Origin of the sequence: Leptolyngbya sp. UWPOB_LEPTO1, from assembly GCF_017302695.1 — a bacterium.
In the GTDB taxonomy this organism is placed as follows: Bacteria; Cyanobacteriota; Cyanobacteriia; order Leptolyngbyales; family Leptolyngbyaceae; genus Leptolyngbya; species Leptolyngbya boryana.
Window position 1 is genome coordinate 78,497 of record NZ_JAFLCJ010000021.1, and the last position, 18,960, is coordinate 97,456.

An 18,960-nucleotide genomic window follows, 5' to 3' on the forward strand; every position below is an offset into this window, starting at 1 on the left:
TCAACCTCCTATACTTTCGGACTCAGACGATAGCCCATGCCATAAACGGTTTCAATCCAGTCTGCAACTTCAAGGGATTCTAAACGTTGCCGGAGTCGCCGCACAAGGGCAGTGATTGCGTTACTCTCTGGTTCATCACCCCACTCCCATAACGCGTGCTCTAACTGATCTCGACTCAGAACTTGACGCGGATGACGCATGAGATATTCTAGCAGTTGAAATTCTCGGGTTGAAAGTTGAATAGCGCGATCGTGACGTTCTATGGAGAGCGTGGTTAAGTTAAGCATGAGGTCTTCGATTTGAAGCGTTTCCCCTTGCCACAGTGGAGAGCGTCTGCCCAATGCCCGAACTCGTGCTAGCAATTCAAACACATCAACAGGCTTAACGAGATAATCATCGGCTCCCGCATCTAAGCCAGTAATTTTATCGCTCGTCGTGTCTTTTGCCGTGAGGATGAGCACAGGTGAAGTTTTTCCCGCACTGCGGTAGCCCAGACAGAGATCAATTCCACTCACCTCGGGCAGCATCCAATCCAGAATGAGCAGATCATAGTGACGCTGCGACAAAATCCACTGCGCGATTTCGCCGTTCTGCACCGCATCAACAATATGCCCAACCTCTGATAGTGCGGTATGGAGGGGTTCGAGTTGTTCAGGATCATCTTCAACGAGCAGAATTCGCATTGCTGAATAAAAATACGACTCTTTCAAATTAGAGAGTTCCAGGCTGACAAACTTCCTGCTCTGGCAAGATTTCAAATCTATCTCCAGAGATTACGCTAGCTCACGGTCTAGAGAAGGTGGTTATGAAACGGCTCCGGCGAGTCATTCGGCAGGTTAAATCGATCGGCGCAGAATTTTGGCTGGTGCTGGCACTGGCTGGCATTCTGTTCTGGCTGACGGGAAGTGCGATCGCGTCTCAAGTGTTGTACAGCTCTTATACGAGTCCAACTCAGCTTCAAGCCGATACGCAGTTGGAAATGAAGCTATCTGTCACAATTTTGGTGATTCATGCCGAGATTGATCAGCGTCGTAAAGCAACCGCAGTCTCGATTAAAACGACTGATTCTAATCTGAAAAAATTAGAATACGAGTTCCCGATGACTGAATCGAGACAAATTGAATCTATGATCGCAGAGGAAATTGGGATACCGATTCAAGAGGTCAGAAAGCTCGTGCGCTATCGAATCGTCAATTAATGCAGCGTCTTGTGTATGTTTTTGGCGCATAACAATACTTTCAGCGATTGTCCATAAGACTGATTTGTTCAATTCTTTGATACAGTCATGTTGCGGTAGGGAGCCATCCAATATCCAGCAATTTTTTTAACTTTTCCCTGTTTCTCTAAGCGTTGACCAAATTGCTCAATTTCTTCAGGAAACGACTCTAGCCAGTCGCGCTCAACGAGATAGATTATAGGCGAGGCAAGTACTGCTTGAACACAACGCCCGCACCGAAAAAAACTTTGGTCATGAGGTGTGCAGCTTGTTTGCTCCGGAGCCACAATGCACATGAGATAAGATGCCCAATACTCTCCGATAAAGCCAGCTTGCCCTAGTGTCGCAATGGGTTGAAGCATGGAAAAGCGAGATTGTGGTTTCTCAAGCGCAAACACATATTCAGGTAAACTCAAACTTCCAAGCAGCGCTGTTAGAACTAACAAGGTCGTGACTCGGCGCAAAGCATTTTTGCGGATGAGTTCTGGAGAGCGAAGATTATCGAAAACGATTAATGCTGATAGCCAGAGAAAAATGTAAACTCCAATAAAGTAGCGAGGAGGCGTAGATTGAATCAACGTCCAACGCGACAGCAAAATTAAAAAGAAACTTCCGATCGCGCTTCCCAGAAAAAAAGGAATCCAGTAAGTCCGGTTGGTAAACACTGGAGTATGACGGGCTTGGAACCAATAATAAGCAAGAACAAAGACCAGCCCAAGAACTGCGATCGCATAGAGACTCAAGAAAGGATTGCCGACTTGGAAAAGGAATGTATGACTTACCGCAACCAATATCGATCGAACAATATCAGCAATAACATCTAATCCATTAATTGCAAGAATTCCATAATTCTCATCTTGTTGTGAAGCAGTCGATTTTGCATAAACCAGAAATGCACTGCCTAACAGCAATGTCACAAAGGTGCAAATGACGATTGAACTTGTCCGGAGTAGTTTTAAGGTTGCATCTTGAGATTGATGGGCGAGCGTCTCTCCGACAAATCTGTTTTGCTTGTTTGACTTGCGATACCGTTGTAGAAACGTTAACACCACTAAAATTGCTGCCAGCCCTTTAGGCACTAATGAAAGATCAGACACCCAGACACTCAGAATCAGACTCACAAGAGCCACGAAACTCAAAACATTTTTTTTAATCGTGTTCGATTCTGGGGACGTGATGAGTTGATCCGCAGAGACAAGTGCAATTCCGAGTAAAGCAAATTGCGGCGCATACGGATGAGCAACTTCAACCAACTTTAGAAAAGGCTGAGGAGGTAAAAAACAAATCAGCGCAAAAACAACTTTTGTAATCGGCTTTCTGAACAAACGAATGAAACAGAAAAAACTAATAGCGAGAAACCCATATTGAACATAAGAAACGACTTCAAGCGGAGAGAGAGGCGAAATCTTCAGCAGCCAATGACTAACGATCGGGAGCAAACTGCCTAATCGACTTTGCCCCCAATAGTAGAGATCTTCGGGAAGTTGTAGATCATATGCCATCATCACATGGACAGCTTGATCCGCGTCAAAATCAGGTGCTAGAAAACCAGCAAATGCCCGAAATGACAAGATAAAAATCAGTACGATGAACATGTTCAATAGTACCGAATTAAAGCTAAATCTAGCCATTGTGATTTGATAAGTACTTGAACTTGAGTAGAGTAGCTAAACAGGAGAGTAGTCAAACGGCAAAGTCTTGCTATCAAGTCGATCGGCGCGATTGACAGGCATTCAACCCGGAGTACTATGTTGGTCAAGCACGCAGTTCTAGGTTTTTCAGTGCAGTGCGATTTTGATCAGTTGTCGGACGGTTCTGAATCCAAGCGAAAAAAGCAGCCGTACCGAGTAGAACAAGCGTCAAAAAACCGACCAGTTGAAGCATGATACTGTAACGCATGATCTTTGTTTCTCCGCTGATTCAGGCTAGGTTGTAATGCTCTAAATGCACATTGGTCACAGGAACATTGAGTTCGTGCAGGGCACGCTCTACTTGATCCATCATTTTGGGAGAAGCACAGGTAAAATAGTGCCGAGTGCCTCGACGTTTGGGGATATAGCGATCGAGCAATTCTTGATCCACATATCCGGTCTCTCCTTCCCAATCTTCTGGTGGTTCACGCAGCACATGAATGATCGTGAGATCTAATCTTGTTTTGAGTTCTTCGATCGCTTCACGGTAGGTAATTCCATCCCAAGTTTTATTGCCATAGATCAGGGTATAGGGGCGATCGTCTCCTCGCTCTGCTGCTGTGACCAACATACTCATCATCGGGGTGATGCCAATGCCGCCAGCAATCAACACAAATCCAGCCGCATCTTCATAGCGATCCGTTGTAAACACGCCATAAGGCCCATCCAGATATGCTTTTGTTCCGGGTTGATAGTCCCTGATGCGACTGGTAAAATCTCCCACGGCTTTAATGCCAAACTCTAATCGCTCCGGGTGTTCTCCACTTGACGACAACGAAAAGGGATGTTCCCGCATACTAAACGGGGTAATGTTCAGGGTAATCCAAGCAAACTGACCGGGCTGAAACCGGAAACCATCATGACCCACAGGGCGAAGGGCAAGTGTCCAAACATCGCCGCGCTCTGGCTTGACTTCTTCAACGAGAAACGGTTTTTTCGTCATCAACCAGGGTTTAACCAGGCGAATGTAAACAATTAACCAAATCGCGACAAGTGCGATCGCTGACCACAAGACCGATTTCCAAAACAGTCCCAGATAGTTCCCGACCCCCAAGGCGTGTCCCAGTCCTAATCCCACCGCTAACACTGACAAAATCGAATGAGACAAGCGCCAAGGTTCATAGGGAATCTTGAGTGGTTTGCGCCAAATTGTAGTCACAATCATCGTCATAAATGCCAGAGTTGCTAAGACTGCCAGTTGCGCCCGCAACGGAGCTACTGGAAAATTTAGCAACTCAATGGTATTCGGCTGCGCCCAAAACAGAATCAGCGGATGCACCAACACCATCACAAAAGCAACAAACGAGGTATAACGATGAAACGACAAAATCAAATCAATCCCGTAAGAGGCTTCAATTCGATTGATTCGGGCTGTCAGTGCAAATTGTAGCGCCATCAGTGCTAAGCCAATGAAGCCAAGCGCTACCGAGAAGTCAAGCCAAAACCCTCGCCCCGCTGGCGGCGAATAGATGAGCAGAACAAATAGAGGGAGAATCGTAAAGAACAGAAATGCAATGATCCAACCGAGCGCAACTACGATCGGGCTGTGCATCAATAAGCTTCGCATTCTTAACTCCTCGCCTGCTGTTGTGAAGCCGCTTGGAATCGGCGATTAATCTCGTTCCAGTTGACGACATTCCACCAGTTGTTCAGATAGTCGGCTCGGCGATTTTGGTAGCGGAGATAGTAAGCATGTTCCCAAACATCGTTGCCCATGATGGGATAGTTGCCTTCCATAATGGGATTATCTTGATTCGCGGTTGAGACGATTTGAAGTTGTCCTTGAGCATTCCGCACCAGCCAAACCCAACCGCTTCCAAAGCGATCGCCCCCCGCTTCATTAAACTGTTTACGGAAACTTTCAAAATTCCCAAAGGTTTGATTGATGGCTTGAGCGATCGCTCCTGTGGGTTGTCCGCCGCCGTCTGGACTCATGATCTGCCAGAAAATCGTGTGGTTGAGATGTCCTCCTGCGTTGTTGCGGATCGTGTTGCGAATATTTTCAGGAACCGCATTAAGGTCGCGCAGCATCGCTTCAATACTCAGGTTTTGCAAGTTTGGCTGATCTTTGAGCGCAGTATTGAGATTGTCTACATAGGTTTGGTGATGTCGATCGTGGTGAATTCGCATCGTTTCAGCATCGATCGCTTTACTTAATGCACCTGCATCATAGGGCAAGGGTGGCAGTTGAGCAGGAGAAGCAGTTAAGGGACGATCGACATAGGCAACTGGAGTCGAAACTGTGGGTGACGCAGTTGGACTCTGGGCTGGAGTTTGCTGAGTGGAAGCTTGGGGCTGGCACGCAACAAAGAAACCTAAAATCAAGGTAAGAAATAAAGTAATCGGATGCTGTAGGAATTTTCGCATAGATACAGATCTCCTAAAATTATGGCAATCTAAATAAAAGACAGAAAGATCGAATTGATGATTGATAAAGCAATCGAGCCAAGCAAAGCACTCCAAAAACCATAGCGCAATTGGAATCCCTCAACGATCTCTGCCGCAATGCTAAAAATGATTGCATTCAGGACAAATACAAATAACCCGAACGTAATAATAATTAGGGGGAGTCCAAAGAGCAATAGGATGGGTCGTAGGAACGCATTCAGCACTCCGAAAACAACTGCCGTGAGCGCAGCTTTTCCAAATCCATCAATCTCAACACCGATAGGTAGTCTGGAAATCATGAGAAAGCTCACAGTCGTCACAAGCCAAGTCAAGAGAATGCTACCCATTGCAACCTCCTCATATTTCAAATCCCGCTACTTCAACAGTTCAATGAGATTGTGACTCAAAAGTGACAACTTCTTAAAACGAATCGCGCGATCGCAGCATTGAAGTCTCGATCGCGCGATTTGCTCCTCAGCAGAATTCAGAGCATTTGCCCCAATCAGCAAATCCCATTCAGAGGACAGACGAAACATTGTCACTTTCTTGTCATGTTTTGATAGCAACTATTAGAGGTAAGGCTAGAGATAAAGCAACTCTCACGCCCATAACTCATGCTTTCCCATTCATTGAGCAACGCAAACGATGCTGTCAACCCGATCTTCTCGCTCTCAGAGATTGACTCGTAGACAGTTTACAACGCTTTCTACGATGAGCTTTCTAAGCCTTATGGCATCTGGTGCAGGGGCTGTTGTGGCATACCCACAGCTTAAGCATCTCATGCGAATGAGCCATTCATTCAAATTAGGAACAACGTTCAGCCAGCTTCAGTGTGAGTATCTCAACCTAGACTATCAAGAAACATTCCGCCAGATCTGTGATCTGGGGTTCCACCGAATCCGCCTTTGTAGCTATTGGAATGAAGTCGAGCCGATCGAAAATCAGTATGACTTTAGCGTTCTCGATTGGCTTTTAGAAGAAAGCGATCAACGTGGGTTAGAAGTGATCCTGACAGTGGGTATGAAAGCCCCAAGATGGCCTGAATTCCATTTTCCACACTGGTTAGAAGTCCAGCAAGATACTCGAAATACAACCCAACCCATAGATGATACTCGGGAGATCGCAGAGCGCACTCTTCGCTTTGTCGATCGCGTCATCCATCATACTCGTACAGCTCAGAGTGTGCGCTATTGGCAAGTTGAAAATGAGCCGTTTGCGCGAATGGAGATTACAGGCGATCGCTTTCTCAGCCCTGAGTTTATGCGACAGGAGGTAGAGTTGGTGAGAAGTTTAGCTCTGCCTCAGCAAAAAGTGGTGCTAACCAATGCCATCGGTCTTCCGACCTACATTGAGGAAGATGAGCAGGCATTTCAAAATAGCTTAGCCTTAGCAGATGCGATCGGAATTAATGTATATACAAGAGTTCCCGATGGTCATGATGGCTACCTAGAACCAGGTGAATCCTATTGGGAGAAACTCAAAGACTGGCAGGAAGTGATGAGACGGAATCGCATAGAAGCATGGATTGCGGAAGCTCAAGCTGAACCTTGGGAACCGAATCAATTGGTTGCAATGAATGATATTCACTACCCTAGTGCATCTCCAGAGCGTATAACCGAACTTATCAGTATGGTGAAGAATCTTGGTTATCGCACAGTGATGCTTTGGGGCTGTGAGTATTGGTATTGGCATCAGCGAAACGGGCGAGATCATTGGTGGCAGGCTATTCAAAACCTTGTCGAGGTCTAGCGGACAGCACACACTGAACTATCACGTCTACAGAATTTAAATCCGTCCCCGTCGATAAGTTGTTTTTTGCAGATGTTGCGACATCCCTACAGATAGAGGATATTTTTGACTTTATTGTGCAAGCTCTAACTCAAAGTCAATCGAACCATTATGAATGAGCCAAATCGTCAATCCTTTTGGGACAATCTCACGAACACGAAGTTAATTCGCTATGTACTACTCTTTGCATTGGCATGGGCAGTGGTTCAAGTTCTCGCTTATTTTGAGACGGTTATTATTATTTTTGTATTTGCTGCTATTTTTGCGTTTCTGCTCAACTTTCCTGTGCGGTGGGCATCACGAATCATGCCAAGGGGAGTGGCAACCGTTCTGGTTTTCCTGCTTAGCTTGTTGCTCATTGGTGGGATTGTAGTAACATTGGGAATTGCTGCATTCTCGCAGGCACAACAGTTGGTTGAACAAGCACCCCAACTCTTGAATAGTGTGACCGAACTTCTGGGTAATCTGCAAAGCCTGCTGCAACGGTGGAATCTCAATGTAGATTTCAGTGAGTTAGAAGGACAATTACGAAATGGAGCACTCTCAACGTTAGGGCTAGGCTTTACAACTGTGCAGAATGTACTCGCCAATGCCCTCGATTTGATTGTGATTGCGGTGGTTGCATTCTTCATGCTCTTGGATGGCAAGCGCCTCTGGGACTTAATTCTCCGAATTTTTCCGAGAGGAATGCGCGATCGCATAACTATTGCTGTGAGAAAAAACTTTCTTGGTTTTTTCTGGGGACGGTTTTTACTGTCTGTCTTCTTTGGGATTTCGGTTTACATTGTGTTTATTTTACTAGGTGTGCCCTATGCTTTGGGATTAGCCGCGATCGCGGGAGTCTTCGATCTCATTCCGGGGATTGGCGCAACGCTTGGGATTACTTTAATTTCGCTGATTATTTTGCCTCAAGGAATTGGATTAGCACTCACGGTATTAGTTAGTTGCATTCTACTCCAGCAGATCGAAGAGAACATATTGATGCCACGCATCATGCAGGGATCAATCAATATGAATCCTGTGGTGATGTTCTTTGCTCTATTAGTGGGTGCAAGAGTCGCAGGGTTAGTGGGTGTATTTTTATCGATTCCGATCGCGGGAGTGTTGATTAGCTTATTTGAAGTGGAAGAAATGCAGGGAAAGCAGGATTAGCGTCCCGTCGGTTGTTGCCAGCGATCGAGAATATCCTTGAACAGCACTTCCTCGATGCAGGTTTTGACGACAACCGCGAGCGGGAGTGCCATGACTAAGCCTAATGCACCGAAGACAGTTGTAAAGAAGAATTGAGCCGTCAACGTAATTGCAGGAAGAAGGGCAACTTGATTTGCCATGACTGTCGGCGTGAGCCAATAGCTCTCAATGTTTTGAATCAAAATGTATAGGACTAATACAGCAACAGCTTTCCAGGGTTCATCTAGGAATGCGATCGCGATAGGAAAAATTGCACTCAACGTCGGTCCAATATTGGGAATAAAGTTGAGGATACCAGCTAAGGCTGCATGAGCAAGAACTAGCGGAACTTGTAAAACCCATAGACTCACCCCACTCAACACTCCGATAAACATCATTTCGATCAGAGCGCCTTTTGTCCAATTTTCGAGTCCGGTCGCACAACGTGTTAACACTTCATCGACACGAGATCGATAGAAAGCTGGAAAACACCGGATAAATGCGTGACGATAGGGTTGAGGATTGATGAGCAACATTAACGTAAGGATCAATACAATCAACAGTTCAAACACTGCGCTAATCGAGTTTGCAAAGAAGATAATTGCCTGTCTCGATAAATTGGCGACAAACGGCTGAAGTCGCGTCATGATCCAGTCAAAATTTGGGATATTCGGAAAGTAGGGATCTAAAATTTGGTTCTCAATCCAATTGATGCCTTGCTGAATTGCAGACAGTGCACTGGGAAAGGTAGTAATTAATTCAGCAAGCTGCGCGATTAAATTCGGGACAATCAGTACAAGTGCTACCAGTGCTAATATCAGCAAAGTCACCAGTGTCAGCAAAATTGCCCATCCTCGCTTGAGTCGAAACCGCTGCAATTGACGCACAACGCCATTCAGTGCAGTCGCAAGCACGATCGCGGTAAATCCTAGTAGTAAGAGTTGCCGAACCTGCCAAACAATGTAAAGTGCAGCAATCAGCACAATTAATCCAAGCCATTGCCCAATTTTCATAACAGATAGTTCTAGAGGATGTTCTTTGATATGGGCATCAATTCTGATTCTTGATTGATGTATGAATAGATGATTGAAGCAGAAGAATTAACCATGCTATAGACAGAGATTGAGTTTAGAAAGGACAACAGCAAACTATTTTTCATGATGCAGCTTGTCATTTCTGTGTCACATTTGCAGAACATGCTCAGGGTGGGCGCTGATGCTAACAGACAAATGATTAAGTTAGATTGTGGCTTCTCTAAATCGACAGAAGTAAGCTATGTGATGAATTGTAATTCAAGACTAAAACCTTAACTTGAAGTTGAGCATTTTATCCCTAGCTCTCGGTCTTGTAGCTCAATGGTGTTATGTGAATCCGTTGGTATATGCAAGCTCGATATTCACTTTGATGAGGAGAAGGAACTTATGGATTGGCAGAGCCTTTGGCACTGGCTTTATATTGTGGGAATGTCGATTGGAGCGATCTATTTTGCACTGTTAGGTCGGAATCCTCGTGGTCTTCCAAAACTAGAATACTTTGTAGCAACTTTCATTCCGATCTGGTCGGGCTTGATGTATCTGCTCATGGTGCTCCCCACGAGCGGAGATGGTTTAGAACTAGGAAAGATTGCGATCGCAGGTCAGACGACTCATTTTGCTCGCTATGCCGATTGGATTGTAACAACACCGCTTCTGTTGTTGTCACTCTCCTGGACAGCAATGCACCGCCATCAATCGAAAGATTGGACATTGACTTTTTCCTTAATGGCAACCCAAGTGATTGTGATTGTCAGTGGGTTAATTGCTGATCTTTCAGATGTTCCTTGGGTGCGGTATTTGTGGTATTCGATCGGCTGTATTGCATTTCTAATCGTCCTTTGGGGGATTTGGGGTCCCTTGCGTGAGAAGACGCGAGGGGATGCAGAGCTATCGAGTTTCTACAAGGGGCTAACGACATTCTTTACGATTACTTGGATTTGCTATCCACTGATTTGGATTAGCGGTCCTTCTGGATTACGCTTGTTTGATCAGAATGTTGATACCTTTCTGTTTTGCTTAGTGCCTTTTTTCTCGAAAGTGGTGTTTAGCTTTCTTGACTTAAATGGGTTACGGAGCTTAGGACATCGAGAAGAGCAGAGTGCCGAAGAGCGGTTTGTGAGCAGTACGATGCGGTTCATGAATTCTTTCTCTCTCAAGCAGTCCAGACGATCCCGTAGAAGACCGCCAGTCTTTCCGGGAAGCCTGCCATAAGTTCAAGAATTTCACCCATTTTATTGTTTTGTTGTTTCCAGAATTGATGTTTTGGATGTTTTTCACTCAACCTCATGGAGAAATTATGAATAAGATTTTTGCACTGTTAGTCGCATTGATTGGTTTGTCGGCTGTTCTTAGTGCCTGTGAACCAGCTGGAACTGGAGGAACGGGTACTGGAACAACAGAGTCGCCAGCAGCTTCTCCAACCGTGTCTCCAACGGTCAGTCCGACAACCTCTCCAACTGTGTCTCCAACTGCCAGCCCGACGACCTCTCCAACGACTTCGCCTTAATTTCGTGAAGTTCAGCGATCGCTGCCGAGATCCCTCTATCCGGCAGCGATTCGCATAGAACAAAGCCCTGAGATTCAAGAGTTACTAAGACACAAGACCTGTGGACAAATTCTCATACTACCCGAACGGATTCATAGGGGTTGATCAACAATCCAATCACGACAGATGAACCTAGAAAAGCAAATCGTTTTTCGATCGAGCCGTTTGAGGTTTTGGGTCAAATTGAATTGATGGCAAAACTTGTATTTATAAGCGTTATGCAGAATAATCCCGCAATTTCAGAAGAATTCAGATGACTCAGATAAAACTTGTTACAACTCAAGCAAGCCAAGCTTCTCCAGAACCAATTAATCCACTGCCTCCGGATGTTGTACCCAATTCTAGTCTTGGTGTAATCCATCTTCTAGGATTTATCATGATATGGGGAATAGCACTCTGGTCAGTCGTGAAAGGTAGAAAGGAATCTAGAGCGCGAATTCATTCGGCAGAAAGCAATATTCCTTGTCAAAACTGCCAATTTTTTCATGATAACTACTATTTCAAATGTGCCGTAAACCCTTTGATCGTGATGACTCAATCCGCGATCGAGTGTTCTGATTATTGCCCATCTGAAAAAGCATTGAAGATGCAACAGAGAGCTTTTTCTAGGCGGCACTTACCGTAACACGATCGCGATGTAAAACTGTTAGAAGAATGTCAGCAATCTGTCTGACTCATTCATGCTATTTCATTGGGTCACGCTCCTCCCGAAATCCCCCCGATTTCCTTCCGAATTATTCATTGCGAGGCGCTATAGTAAAGCCGTTTGACCTATGGATTCAAGTGCATTCAAGTGTAATGTGCTCATGTTTGGGCTTCTCGATTCAAGATGAATTGAATCGGAATCGATTACTTGATTGATATTAGGAGAGCCAAAATAGCTCAATAGCCCAAGATAGCTCAATAGCAATGGAGAACAAGTGCCTAGTCGTGATCCGTTCCCAAACTGCATTGAAAAAAGGTCAAACCACTATTTTTCAGAAATAGGAAGCTACCGTGACTCAATTTCCACCCAATCTTACCCGACAAGAGTTAAGGGAGTGGGTACGATCGCAACTGCAACCGCTGTTGGAGCAAAAGGACTTCCAGGCAGCCAAAGCACTCCTCGTTCCCATTCAGCCTGTTGATATTGCAGACGAGATCGAGGATCTTCCATCGGTCATGCAAGCGATCGCATTTCGGTTGTTGTCGAAAGATGAAGCAATCGAAGTTTATGAGTATCTGGATCCCGCGATTCAAGAAGCCCTCCTAGAAGATTTTAAGCGACCTGATGTTTTAGAAGTGGTTGATGGGATGTCGCCAGATGATCGGGTGCGATTGTTTGATGAGCTTCCAGCAAAAGTGGTGCGACAACTTTTTTATCACCTCAGTGCTGAAGAACGCGATGCAACGGCGCTGCTGTTGGGCTATCCAGCTAATACTGCGGGGCGAATGATGACCCCAGAGTATGTCTCCCTCAAGGAGTCCTGGACTGTCGCTCAGGCACTCGAACGCATTCGCCAAGTCGCTCGATCAACAGAGACAATCTACTATCTCTATATCACTGATATCAGTCGGCGTTTGAACGGGATTCTCTCACTGCGAGACTTGCTGACTGCTGATTTGGAAGTGCTCATCAGCCAGATTATGAACCGAGAAGTAGTCAGGGTCGAGACGAATACCGATCAAGAAGAGGTAGCGCGAATCATTCAGGACTATGATTTAATTGCGCTTCCCGTTGTCGATCGTGAGCAGCGTCTCGTGGGAATTGTGACCGTCGATGATGTCCTAGATGTATTAGAAGAGGAAACGACGGAAGATATTTACACATTAGGCGGCTTGCAATCGGATGGTGATGATTATTTTCGTGCTAATCTTTTCACGATTGCCCGAAAACGTGTGGTCTGGTTGTTAGTTCTTTTAGTCACGAATACTGCAACCAGCGCTGTGATTCGCAGTCAGGAAGATGTGTTAGAGCGGGTGGTTGCACTAGCAGCATTTATTCCATTGTTGATTGATACGGGTGGTAATGTTGGGTCACAATCGTCTACGGTGATTATCCGGGGATTGAACACTGATAATGATCAACTCCGGAACCGCTTGAGTGTGATTCGACGAGAAGCGATCGCAGGCAGCATTCTAGGAGCAATGTTAGGTGTGATTGTGACCGTGTGGGCTTATTTCTTGCAAGGAGATATAGGAGTCGCGCTTGCTGTCGGGATTAGTTTATTTGCGATTTCATTGATTGCCTCGATCGCAGGTTCGGGTCTACCGTTTTTGTTTCAAGCATTCAAACTTGACCCCGCCTTGATGTCTGCTCCGTTCATTACAACAGCAGTAGACGTATTCGGCGTATTAATTTACCTCAATGTTGCACGGTGGATTCTACGTATTTGAACAGGGCAGTCTCTTGAAAACAAAGCGTTCTTCAAATTTACTGCAAGTTTTTTAGGCTCATTTCCCCCCGACATCCCCCCGATTTCCCTCCGATATCTTAACGCTTATTTGGTAGAGTCCTCAGGCGATATGACCTTGGAAAAACCAGGAACCATCGATATTACGGTTAAAAGCGGAGGCAAGATGATTGAGGTTTATTATTTAGACCACATCGTTAAAGCTGTTTCTCATGATGGAGGATGGCAGGTCTATGTGAACGATCCAACTCCTAAGCCGATGCGAGTTTATACTTCTTCTGCTGTCTATGCAACTGCTGAAGAAGCAATGGGGTCTGGAAAAGAATTTGTGCGCCGACAAGCTGCTTTATCCTTGATTTTGAGGTTTCTGGATGAATGGCGAGTGTCGGAGAAAATTAGTGATGCAGAGTTAGATGCACTCTCTGCTTCGCTCTGCTTTTTCTGTTGTTTTCAAGATTCCTACTCACCGAAAAATTATTGGTATCAGTAATAGCTTTCAACCCGAACTCTCAGCTAATGTGAGTTCGGGATATTCGAGTGATCTTTTTTCAGCGATCGTACCAAAACCTTCAATCAAGCGGTGGAACGCACTCATTTAAAGGTTACAGTGAGTTAACGTTGAAATGCTCTGTGCAGTGAGGGCGAGTCAAACCCTCCGCGCAAGATTTCTTGTTGCTGATGATTAGAAGCGATCATTATGAGATCTGTAGGGGAGAAGTTCATTCAATATCTTTCATCCTTTTTTGCCGATGATACCTATGTGAGGTCGATTCGGCGATTTGAAAAATTTGTTTCAAAAGTGCTTTCAGCCGCTATGCTGATTGTGATATCTGTCGCATTACTGGATCTGATTCTGATTTTAGCTAGAGATTTATTACAGGAGCCATTCGGATTTTTCAATCGGGCATTAATTGATATTTTTGGATTATTTCTCAATATCCTCATTGCGCTAGAACTGCTTGAAAATATCACGGTCTACTTACAAGAAAACACAGTTCGACTAGAACTCGTAATTGCAACGTCGCTGATTGCGATCGCGCGCAAGATTATTATTTTTGATTTCAGTAAGTTTAGTCATTCGGAACTCATCGCTTTAGGCATTGCGATCTTCGCTCTTGCGCTGAGCTATTGGTTAATCAAACGCCTCAATTCTCAATTGCGATCGCCCTAACTCCGGTAGTTAATGTACATCCCGCCGAGATATCACGCAGTGATTGTGATCCCTGAAATCAAGATATGGACATCACACAAGAGTAGAGCGAATAAGTCCTAAACATCACATTTATACAGAATCTATTTCAGATGCGTGTTGCATCAGAGGAGCGAGTTCTTGATTGAGTTGACCCGATTGAACTAGCTCGGCATAAGTTTCGGCTTCCACTGCTAAAAGTTCTTCGCGGAGTTGGTCATTTGCAAAGCCGTTGAGACTCGGATACTCAGACTGAAGTTGCGCTGCTTCTTGGCTGAGTCGCTCGATTTCTCCTTTCACAAGAGCCTCTTGGTAACAATAGAATTCTGGCTCAATGCCTGGACGTTGTTGGACTTGGTGCAGGTGATCTAACACTCGATTCATCGCAGTTAACCGGGCAATTACCTCAGCATATTGCTGGCGGAGTGGCTGATCGCCGAGCAGTTTCAGAACTTCTAGCAAGGGTTTGATTGTTAAACCTTGAACCAGCAAAGTAAAGAGAACCACGCCAAACACCACAGCGATGATCTCTTCTCGCTCCGGTAAGACAATCGGAACGCTCAAGGCAAGTGCGATCGCAACTGATCCCCGTAAGCCGCCCCACCATAACAAGGTTTGCTCTCGCATCGAGATATCTGTGGTTGTGAGGGCATTACTCAACCGTCCTAAACCATACACTGTAATCGCCCGCGCCAAAATCATTCCGAGAATCGTGACAACGATCGTTTTCCAACTGTCGTCTAGGATTGCAAAGCGGATCTGATCCCCAATTAGCAAAAACACGATCGAATTGACAAAAAAGGCAAGGAACTCCCAAAACTCGGTCACAATAATCCGAGTCCGGGGATTCATGCCAATGCGTGACCCAAAGTTCCCCAAAACCAGTCCGACAACAACGACTGCAATTACACCAGAGCCACCTAAATCTTCTGCAATCAGATAGGCTGCATAGGCAGAAACCAGCGTCAGGGATTGCTCGACAAGCGGTAGATCAAATCGCTGGGTGAGATAAGAAATGCTAAATCCAATCAAAGTCCCAACTGCAACGCCCACTCCAACGACGACAAAAAACTGACCCAGAATCGATTGGAGTGACAAGGTTGCAGTTCCTAGAGGTAATCCGACTAACAGACTAAAGGCAACGACTGCCATCCCATCATTGAATAGGCTTTCGCCTTCCATCACTGTAGATAAGCGTTTGTCTACTCCCAATTCTCGAAATAGAGCAATCACTGAAACCGGATCAGTGGCAGATAAACTTGCTCCAATTAACAATGCTGTCGTAAGTGGCAGGCTCACGAGGTAATGTAAGCCAAATGCCACTCCTAGAATGGAAATGACTACGCCCAAGATGGCATACAGCGCGATCGGGATCCACTGCTGTTTTAGCTCTGTCCATCTCAGATTCCATGCTGCTTCAAACAGAAGTGGGGGTAAAAAGATCGAGAGAATTAATTCTGGAGAAAGATTGACGAGGCGAACATCAACAAATGCTAACCCTAGGCCCACAATCACCAACAGCAGCGTATAGGGAATCCGGCGAAACCAGCCAAAGAACTGAGGGAGAGTTGCTACACTGAGAGACACAGCGAGAACCAGTAAAAAAGGTTTGAGGTTACTTTCGATCGTTGCCTCTGCAATCAATGTTGTTAGCATGAGATGTTCCATACAATTCAGAGCTTATCCTTTCTAGTAACGCGCTTTTAGATCATTGAGAGAATTACCTTAAGCGGAATCTTGCAGCTTAGCGTGGGGAATTTGAATCGTAAAAGTTGATCCACTGCCTAGTGTACTCTCTACATCAATTGTTCCTTGATGTACATCGAGGCACTTTTTCACGATCGCTAATCCCAATCCCGTGCCTAAAATGCCTCTTGCATTTTTCCCGCGACTAAAGGGATCGTAAAGCTTTTGTTGATCCTCGATTCCAATGCCAATCCCTTCATCTTTGATCTCAAAGATCATGTGTTCAATCTGATCTTTGAACGTGAAATAGATAGTACTGTCGATTGGAGAATATTTAATGGCATTTGAGAGCAAGTTACTGAGGATTGAATAGAGCAATTTCTCATCGACCCAAGCATGAGTTGTACTGCCTTGTTGGATAAATTTAATCGATCGTCGCGATTCACTGAACAATTGAGAATCTTCGATCAGATTGAGACAAAACGTTTGCATCTCCACCCAAGCGGGATGAAATTCTAATTGTCCTGCATCAGCGCGTGCTAACGTTAACATATCGCTCAACAATTGAGTCATCGCTTTAGCCGAGACATGAATGCGATTTAAGTTTTTCAGCTTGATTGGGTCATGCAAGGGTTTTAAGCTTTCTGCTAAAAGTTGGGCTGATCCTAAAATCAAACTCAGCGGAGTGCGAAACTCATGCGACACCATCGAAAAGAACCGAAGCTTTAGCTCACTCAGTTCTTTCTGCTGCGCCAAGCTCTGTTGTAACGCTTCTGCGCGTTGACGCTTGACCATCTGTTGATAGAGCAAGGCATAAACTCCTGACAACACGATAAACGTGAATACGGTTCCTAGCACTTCAATCAGCATTCTGCCCTGAAGATTTGTTTGCGATCGCCGCATTTGAGTTTGTAAGAGGTCTTCTTCAGTCGTACGGAGTTGGTGAATGACTTGGCGAATCGCCTCCTGATTTTGTCTAAGCTCAGCGAAGAGAGGATTTTGAGCCGGGTTTGCGTCGGAGCGAGCCTTGAGAGAGCGCTGTAACAATGCGATTCGGGTAGTAATCAGACGTTTTAAAACTTCAACCTGTGATCGTTGATCGGGGGTAGTGGTGAGGACATTCTGTACCTGATCCACTTGATCACTCAGTCTCTTGACTGCCATCTGATACCGCTCTAAATCTTCGTTCGCCTGAAATGAACGATAGCGCCAGCGTTCAGACTCTGCTTCTGTCAACGTTGTAGAAATATCAGTGAGAGATTGTAAGACTTCATTGGTTTGTCGCACTTGCTGAGAGCTTTCCATTAACTGAGTTGCATTTTGGTATGACACAAAACTGACAACTCCCATTAAGAGAAAGGCGAATCCTAGCCCCGCCCGAATCCATTGTCCTTCGAGTGACTTCTTCATCAGCACTCCTTTTAAGCCATCTACAATCGTCACCATTCACAAAATTATGACTAGAACGGCATAATTTAACAAAGTCTGATTACAAGCTCCAATGCGAATTCTAATTGTAGAAGATGATATTCAACTCGCAGAGATGTTGACGGAAGCGTTAACCAACCGTCAATATACCGTGGATGTCGCCCAAGACGGCGAATCTGCGTGGCATTGGATTGAGCTATCGGACTATGATTTGGTGTTATTAGATGTCACCCTGCCTAAAATCGATGGGATTCGATTGTGTCAACAATTACGCGATCGCAATACTGCCATTCCGGTTTTGATGTTAACTGCACGCGATACGATCGCCGACAAAATCATTGGGCTAGATGCGGGAGCCGATGCCTATATGGTAAAGCCCTTTGACCTCGAAGAACTGATGGCTCAAATTCGCGCACTGCTGAGACGGGGCGGTACCCGAATTCGTCCTAAACTCTGTTGGGGGAGCTTATGCCTTGATCCGACAACCTACGAAGTGATGTATGGAGAGCAACTCCTGACATTAACCCGGAAAGAATATTCGCTGTTAGAACTATTACTAGCTAACGGTCGCAGAGTGTTAAGTAGACCGGGAATTATTGATCGATTGTGGTCGATCGACGAGTCTCCGACCGAAGAAGCCGTAAAAACTCATATCCGAACCTTACGGCAAAAACTCCGAAACGTCGGCGCACCTGATGATTTGATCGAAACTGTCCACGGCTTAGGGTACCGGATGAAGCAACTTGATTGAGAAGCCCCCGAAATCCCCCCGAAATCCCCCCTGTTCTCTAACATCTCCCGTGGTACTAATGAAGTCAGTAGCACTGTTTAAACAGGCTGCGAAGCGCTGTTGTGACGATTCATCTGGTTCTGATTCCTACCGCACCCTAATTCTTGAGGTCGATTCAAAGAATTAGGGTTTTTGCCCTTAAGTTCATCATTCAACAATGGTCAAGATTCTTGTTCTAGAAGATAATGTTCTGAGCCAGGATTTATTGTGCAGTTTATTGATTCCAGAAGGCTATGAAGTTGTCTGTGCCGCAGATGGACAATCAGGACTCGCACAAATTCAAGAACAGCATCCAGACCTCGTAATTTCAGACATTGATATGCCTGGAATGAATGGATTAGAAGTGTTACAACAAATTCGATTAAATCACTTAACGGCTAGCCTTCCTGTTATCATCTGTACAAGTGCTGAAGACGAGAGTTGCCGCAGATTAGCAACACAACTCAATGCAATCTATATTACGAAGCCCTTTTATCCGTCCAAACTGCTGAAAATTGTGACAGAGCAACTTACAGGTAGTGTTCTAGATGTGTGGGCATAACGTTATACTGCTCGCCCGAACTCATGACGATTGATGAATAATCCAATCACAGTATCATGCATCTTCTCAGTCTTGGAAAAACAGATCGTCTTTCTGGCAA

At 45.2% G+C, this 18,960-nt stretch carries 21 protein-coding genes; 10 read left to right on the plus strand and 11 right to left on the minus strand.

Annotated elements, in window-relative coordinates; translation table 11 throughout:
* Positions 1–8 precede the first annotated feature (8 nt).
* Entirely contained in the window at positions 9–683 is a 675-nt protein-coding gene (rppA, locus tag J0L70_RS25180; RefSeq protein ID WP_017288512.1) for a two-component system response regulator RppA, read from the minus strand.
* 122 nt (positions 684–805) lie between these two features.
* On the opposite strand from rppA, the gene J0L70_RS25185 reads away from it, so the two are divergent.
* The gene (locus J0L70_RS25185; protein ID WP_017288511.1) at positions 806–1,198 is read left to right on the plus strand and encodes a hypothetical protein; all 393 of its coding nucleotides are present in this window, start codon (positions 806–808) and stop codon (positions 1,196–1,198) included.
* 68 nt (positions 1,199–1,266) lie between these two features.
* On the opposite strand, the gene J0L70_RS25190 is transcribed toward J0L70_RS25185, so the two are convergent.
* The 6 genes from J0L70_RS25190 to J0L70_RS25215 form a co-directional block, all read right to left on the minus strand.
* Positions 1,267–2,847 (minus strand): hypothetical protein, encoded by a 1,581-nt coding sequence (locus J0L70_RS25190; protein ID WP_287456341.1) that lies wholly within the window; start codon positions 2,845–2,847, stop codon positions 1,267–1,269.
* A gap of 124 nt (positions 2,848–2,971) precedes the next feature.
* A complete protein-coding gene (locus J0L70_RS25195; protein ID WP_172410460.1) occupies positions 2,972–3,115 on the minus strand; it encodes a hypothetical protein in 144 nt (47 codons plus the stop codon).
* Positions 3,116–3,136: 21 nt separating this feature from the next.
* Entirely contained in the window at positions 3,137–4,474 is a 1,338-nt protein-coding gene (locus J0L70_RS25200; RefSeq protein WP_268242867.1) for a ferredoxin reductase family protein, read from the minus strand.
* Positions 4,475–4,476: 2 nt separating this feature from the next.
* Complete coding sequence (locus J0L70_RS25205; RefSeq protein ID WP_017288507.1) at positions 4,477–5,274, minus strand: superoxide dismutase; 798 nt, start codon at positions 5,272–5,274, stop codon at positions 4,477–4,479.
* 29 nt (positions 5,275–5,303) lie between these two features.
* A complete protein-coding gene (locus J0L70_RS25210) occupies positions 5,304–5,642 on the minus strand; it encodes a phage holin family protein (protein WP_017288506.1) in 339 nt (112 codons plus the stop codon).
* A 27-nt stretch (positions 5,643–5,669) separates the two neighbouring features.
* Entirely contained in the window at positions 5,670–5,831 is a 162-nt protein-coding gene (locus J0L70_RS25215) for a hypothetical protein (RefSeq protein WP_287456342.1), read from the minus strand.
* A 175-nt stretch (positions 5,832–6,006) separates the two neighbouring features.
* Here J0L70_RS25215 and J0L70_RS25220 point away from each other — a divergent pair, with 175 nt between their 5' ends.
* Together J0L70_RS25220 and J0L70_RS25225 are read left to right on the plus strand one after the other, a co-directional pair.
* Positions 6,007–7,044, plus strand: coding sequence for a beta-galactosidase (locus J0L70_RS25220; RefSeq protein ID WP_287456343.1), 1,038 nt, complete (start codon positions 6,007–6,009; stop codon positions 7,042–7,044).
* 150 nt (positions 7,045–7,194) lie between these two features.
* Positions 7,195–8,235: an AI-2E family transporter gene (locus J0L70_RS25225; RefSeq protein ID WP_287456344.1), complete on the plus strand. Its 1,041-nt coding sequence runs from the start codon at positions 7,195–7,197 to the stop codon at positions 8,233–8,235.
* Here J0L70_RS25225 and J0L70_RS25230 read toward each other — a convergent pair.
* Positions 8,232–9,266, minus strand: coding sequence for an AI-2E family transporter (locus J0L70_RS25230; protein WP_287456345.1), 1,035 nt, complete (start codon positions 9,264–9,266; stop codon positions 8,232–8,234). The genes J0L70_RS25225 and J0L70_RS25230 overlap by 4 nt on opposite strands.
* A 408-nt stretch (positions 9,267–9,674) precedes the next feature.
* Here J0L70_RS25230 and J0L70_RS25235 point away from each other — a divergent pair, with 408 nt between their 5' ends.
* From J0L70_RS25235 to J0L70_RS25255, 5 genes are all read left to right on the plus strand, one after another.
* On the plus strand, positions 9,675–10,499 hold the full coding sequence (locus tag J0L70_RS25235; protein WP_287456346.1) for a bacteriorhodopsin: 825 nt from the start codon (positions 9,675–9,677) through the stop codon (positions 10,497–10,499).
* Positions 10,500–10,584: 85 nt separating this feature from the next.
* A complete protein-coding gene (locus J0L70_RS25240) occupies positions 10,585–10,794 on the plus strand; it encodes a hypothetical protein (protein ID WP_144056207.1) in 210 nt (69 codons plus the stop codon).
* A 1,035-nt stretch (positions 10,795–11,829) separates the two neighbouring features.
* Positions 11,830–13,209 carry a magnesium transporter gene (mgtE, locus tag J0L70_RS25245; RefSeq protein WP_287456347.1) on the plus strand — a complete coding sequence of 460 codons (1,380 nt, stop codon included), beginning with the start codon at positions 11,830–11,832 and terminating at the stop codon, positions 13,207–13,209.
* Between the two features lie 129 nt (positions 13,210–13,338).
* Entirely contained in the window at positions 13,339–13,716 is a 378-nt protein-coding gene (locus tag J0L70_RS25250; RefSeq protein ID WP_017288497.1) for a hypothetical protein, read from the plus strand.
* Between the two features lie 207 nt (positions 13,717–13,923).
* Positions 13,924–14,397 carry a phosphate-starvation-inducible PsiE family protein gene (locus J0L70_RS25255; protein ID WP_287456348.1) on the plus strand — a complete coding sequence of 158 codons (474 nt, stop codon included), beginning with the start codon at positions 13,924–13,926 and terminating at the stop codon, positions 14,395–14,397.
* A gap of 111 nt (positions 14,398–14,508) precedes the next feature.
* On the opposite strand, the gene J0L70_RS25260 is transcribed toward J0L70_RS25255, so the two are convergent.
* Positions 14,509–16,071, minus strand: coding sequence for a Na+/H+ antiporter (locus J0L70_RS25260; RefSeq protein ID WP_287456349.1), 1,563 nt, complete (start codon positions 16,069–16,071; stop codon positions 14,509–14,511).
* Positions 16,072–16,140: 69 nt separating this feature from the next.
* Positions 16,141–17,547, minus strand: coding sequence for a sensor histidine kinase (locus tag J0L70_RS25265; RefSeq protein WP_287456350.1), 1,407 nt, complete (start codon positions 17,545–17,547; stop codon positions 16,141–16,143).
* Positions 17,548–17,602: 55 nt separating this feature from the next.
* On the opposite strand from J0L70_RS25265, the gene J0L70_RS25270 reads away from it, so the two are divergent.
* Positions 17,603–18,280, plus strand: a complete 678-nt coding sequence (locus J0L70_RS25270) for a response regulator transcription factor (RefSeq protein ID WP_017288493.1) — start codon at positions 17,603–17,605, stop codon at positions 18,278–18,280.
* A 196-nt stretch (positions 18,281–18,476) separates the two neighbouring features.
* Positions 18,477–18,860, plus strand: coding sequence for a response regulator (locus J0L70_RS25275; protein ID WP_287456351.1), 384 nt, complete (start codon positions 18,477–18,479; stop codon positions 18,858–18,860).
* Between the two features lie 2 nt (positions 18,861–18,862).
* On the opposite strand, the gene J0L70_RS25280 is transcribed toward J0L70_RS25275, so the two are convergent.
* Positions 18,863–18,960 (minus strand): IS1 family transposase (locus J0L70_RS25280; RefSeq protein WP_502711026.1); only part of this gene is annotated, 98 nt, incomplete at its 5' end.

What these genes read in the sequence shown, in the direction of transcription:
- rppA (WP_017288512.1), bottom strand. Translation starts at nt 683, where the DNA reads ATGCGAATTCTGCTCGTTGAAGATGATCCTGAACAACTCGAACCCCTC.
- J0L70_RS25185 (WP_017288511.1), top strand. Translation starts at nt 806, where the DNA reads ATGAAACGGCTCCGGCGAGTCATTCGGCAGGTTAAATCGATCGGCGCA.
- J0L70_RS25190 (WP_287456341.1), bottom strand. Translation starts at nt 2,847, where the DNA reads ATGGCTAGATTTAGCTTTAATTCGGTACTATTGAACATGTTCATCGTA.
- J0L70_RS25195 (WP_172410460.1), bottom strand. Translation starts at nt 3,115, where the DNA reads ATGCGTTACAGTATCATGCTTCAACTGGTCGGTTTTTTGACGCTTGTT.
- J0L70_RS25200 (WP_268242867.1), bottom strand. Translation starts at nt 4,474, where the DNA reads ATGCGAAGCTTATTGATGCACAGCCCGATCGTAGTTGCGCTCGGTTGG.
- J0L70_RS25205 (WP_017288507.1), bottom strand. Translation starts at nt 5,274, where the DNA reads ATGCGAAAATTCCTACAGCATCCGATTACTTTATTTCTTACCTTGATT.
- J0L70_RS25210 (WP_017288506.1), bottom strand. Translation starts at nt 5,642, where the DNA reads ATGGGTAGCATTCTCTTGACTTGGCTTGTGACGACTGTGAGCTTTCTC.
- J0L70_RS25215 (WP_287456342.1), bottom strand. Translation starts at nt 5,831, where the DNA reads ATGTTTCGTCTGTCCTCTGAATGGGATTTGCTGATTGGGGCAAATGCT.
- J0L70_RS25220 (WP_287456343.1), top strand. Translation starts at nt 6,007, where the DNA reads ATGAGCTTTCTAAGCCTTATGGCATCTGGTGCAGGGGCTGTTGTGGCA.
- J0L70_RS25225 (WP_287456344.1), top strand. Translation starts at nt 7,195, where the DNA reads ATGAATGAGCCAAATCGTCAATCCTTTTGGGACAATCTCACGAACACG.
- J0L70_RS25230 (WP_287456345.1), bottom strand. Translation starts at nt 9,266, where the DNA reads ATGAAAATTGGGCAATGGCTTGGATTAATTGTGCTGATTGCTGCACTT.
- J0L70_RS25235 (WP_287456346.1), top strand. Translation starts at nt 9,675, where the DNA reads ATGGATTGGCAGAGCCTTTGGCACTGGCTTTATATTGTGGGAATGTCG.
- J0L70_RS25240 (WP_144056207.1), top strand. Translation starts at nt 10,585, where the DNA reads ATGAATAAGATTTTTGCACTGTTAGTCGCATTGATTGGTTTGTCGGCT.
- J0L70_RS25250 (WP_017288497.1), top strand. Translation starts at nt 13,339, where the DNA reads ATGACCTTGGAAAAACCAGGAACCATCGATATTACGGTTAAAAGCGGA.
- J0L70_RS25255 (WP_287456348.1), top strand. Translation starts at nt 13,924, where the DNA reads ATGAGATCTGTAGGGGAGAAGTTCATTCAATATCTTTCATCCTTTTTT.
- J0L70_RS25260 (WP_287456349.1), bottom strand. Translation starts at nt 16,071, where the DNA reads ATGCTAACAACATTGATTGCAGAGGCAACGATCGAAAGTAACCTCAAA.
- J0L70_RS25265 (WP_287456350.1), bottom strand. Translation starts at nt 17,547, where the DNA reads ATGGTGACGATTGTAGATGGCTTAAAAGGAGTGCTGATGAAGAAGTCA.
- J0L70_RS25270 (WP_017288493.1), top strand. Translation starts at nt 17,603, where the DNA reads ATGCGAATTCTAATTGTAGAAGATGATATTCAACTCGCAGAGATGTTG.
- J0L70_RS25275 (WP_287456351.1), top strand. Translation starts at nt 18,477, where the DNA reads ATGGTCAAGATTCTTGTTCTAGAAGATAATGTTCTGAGCCAGGATTTA.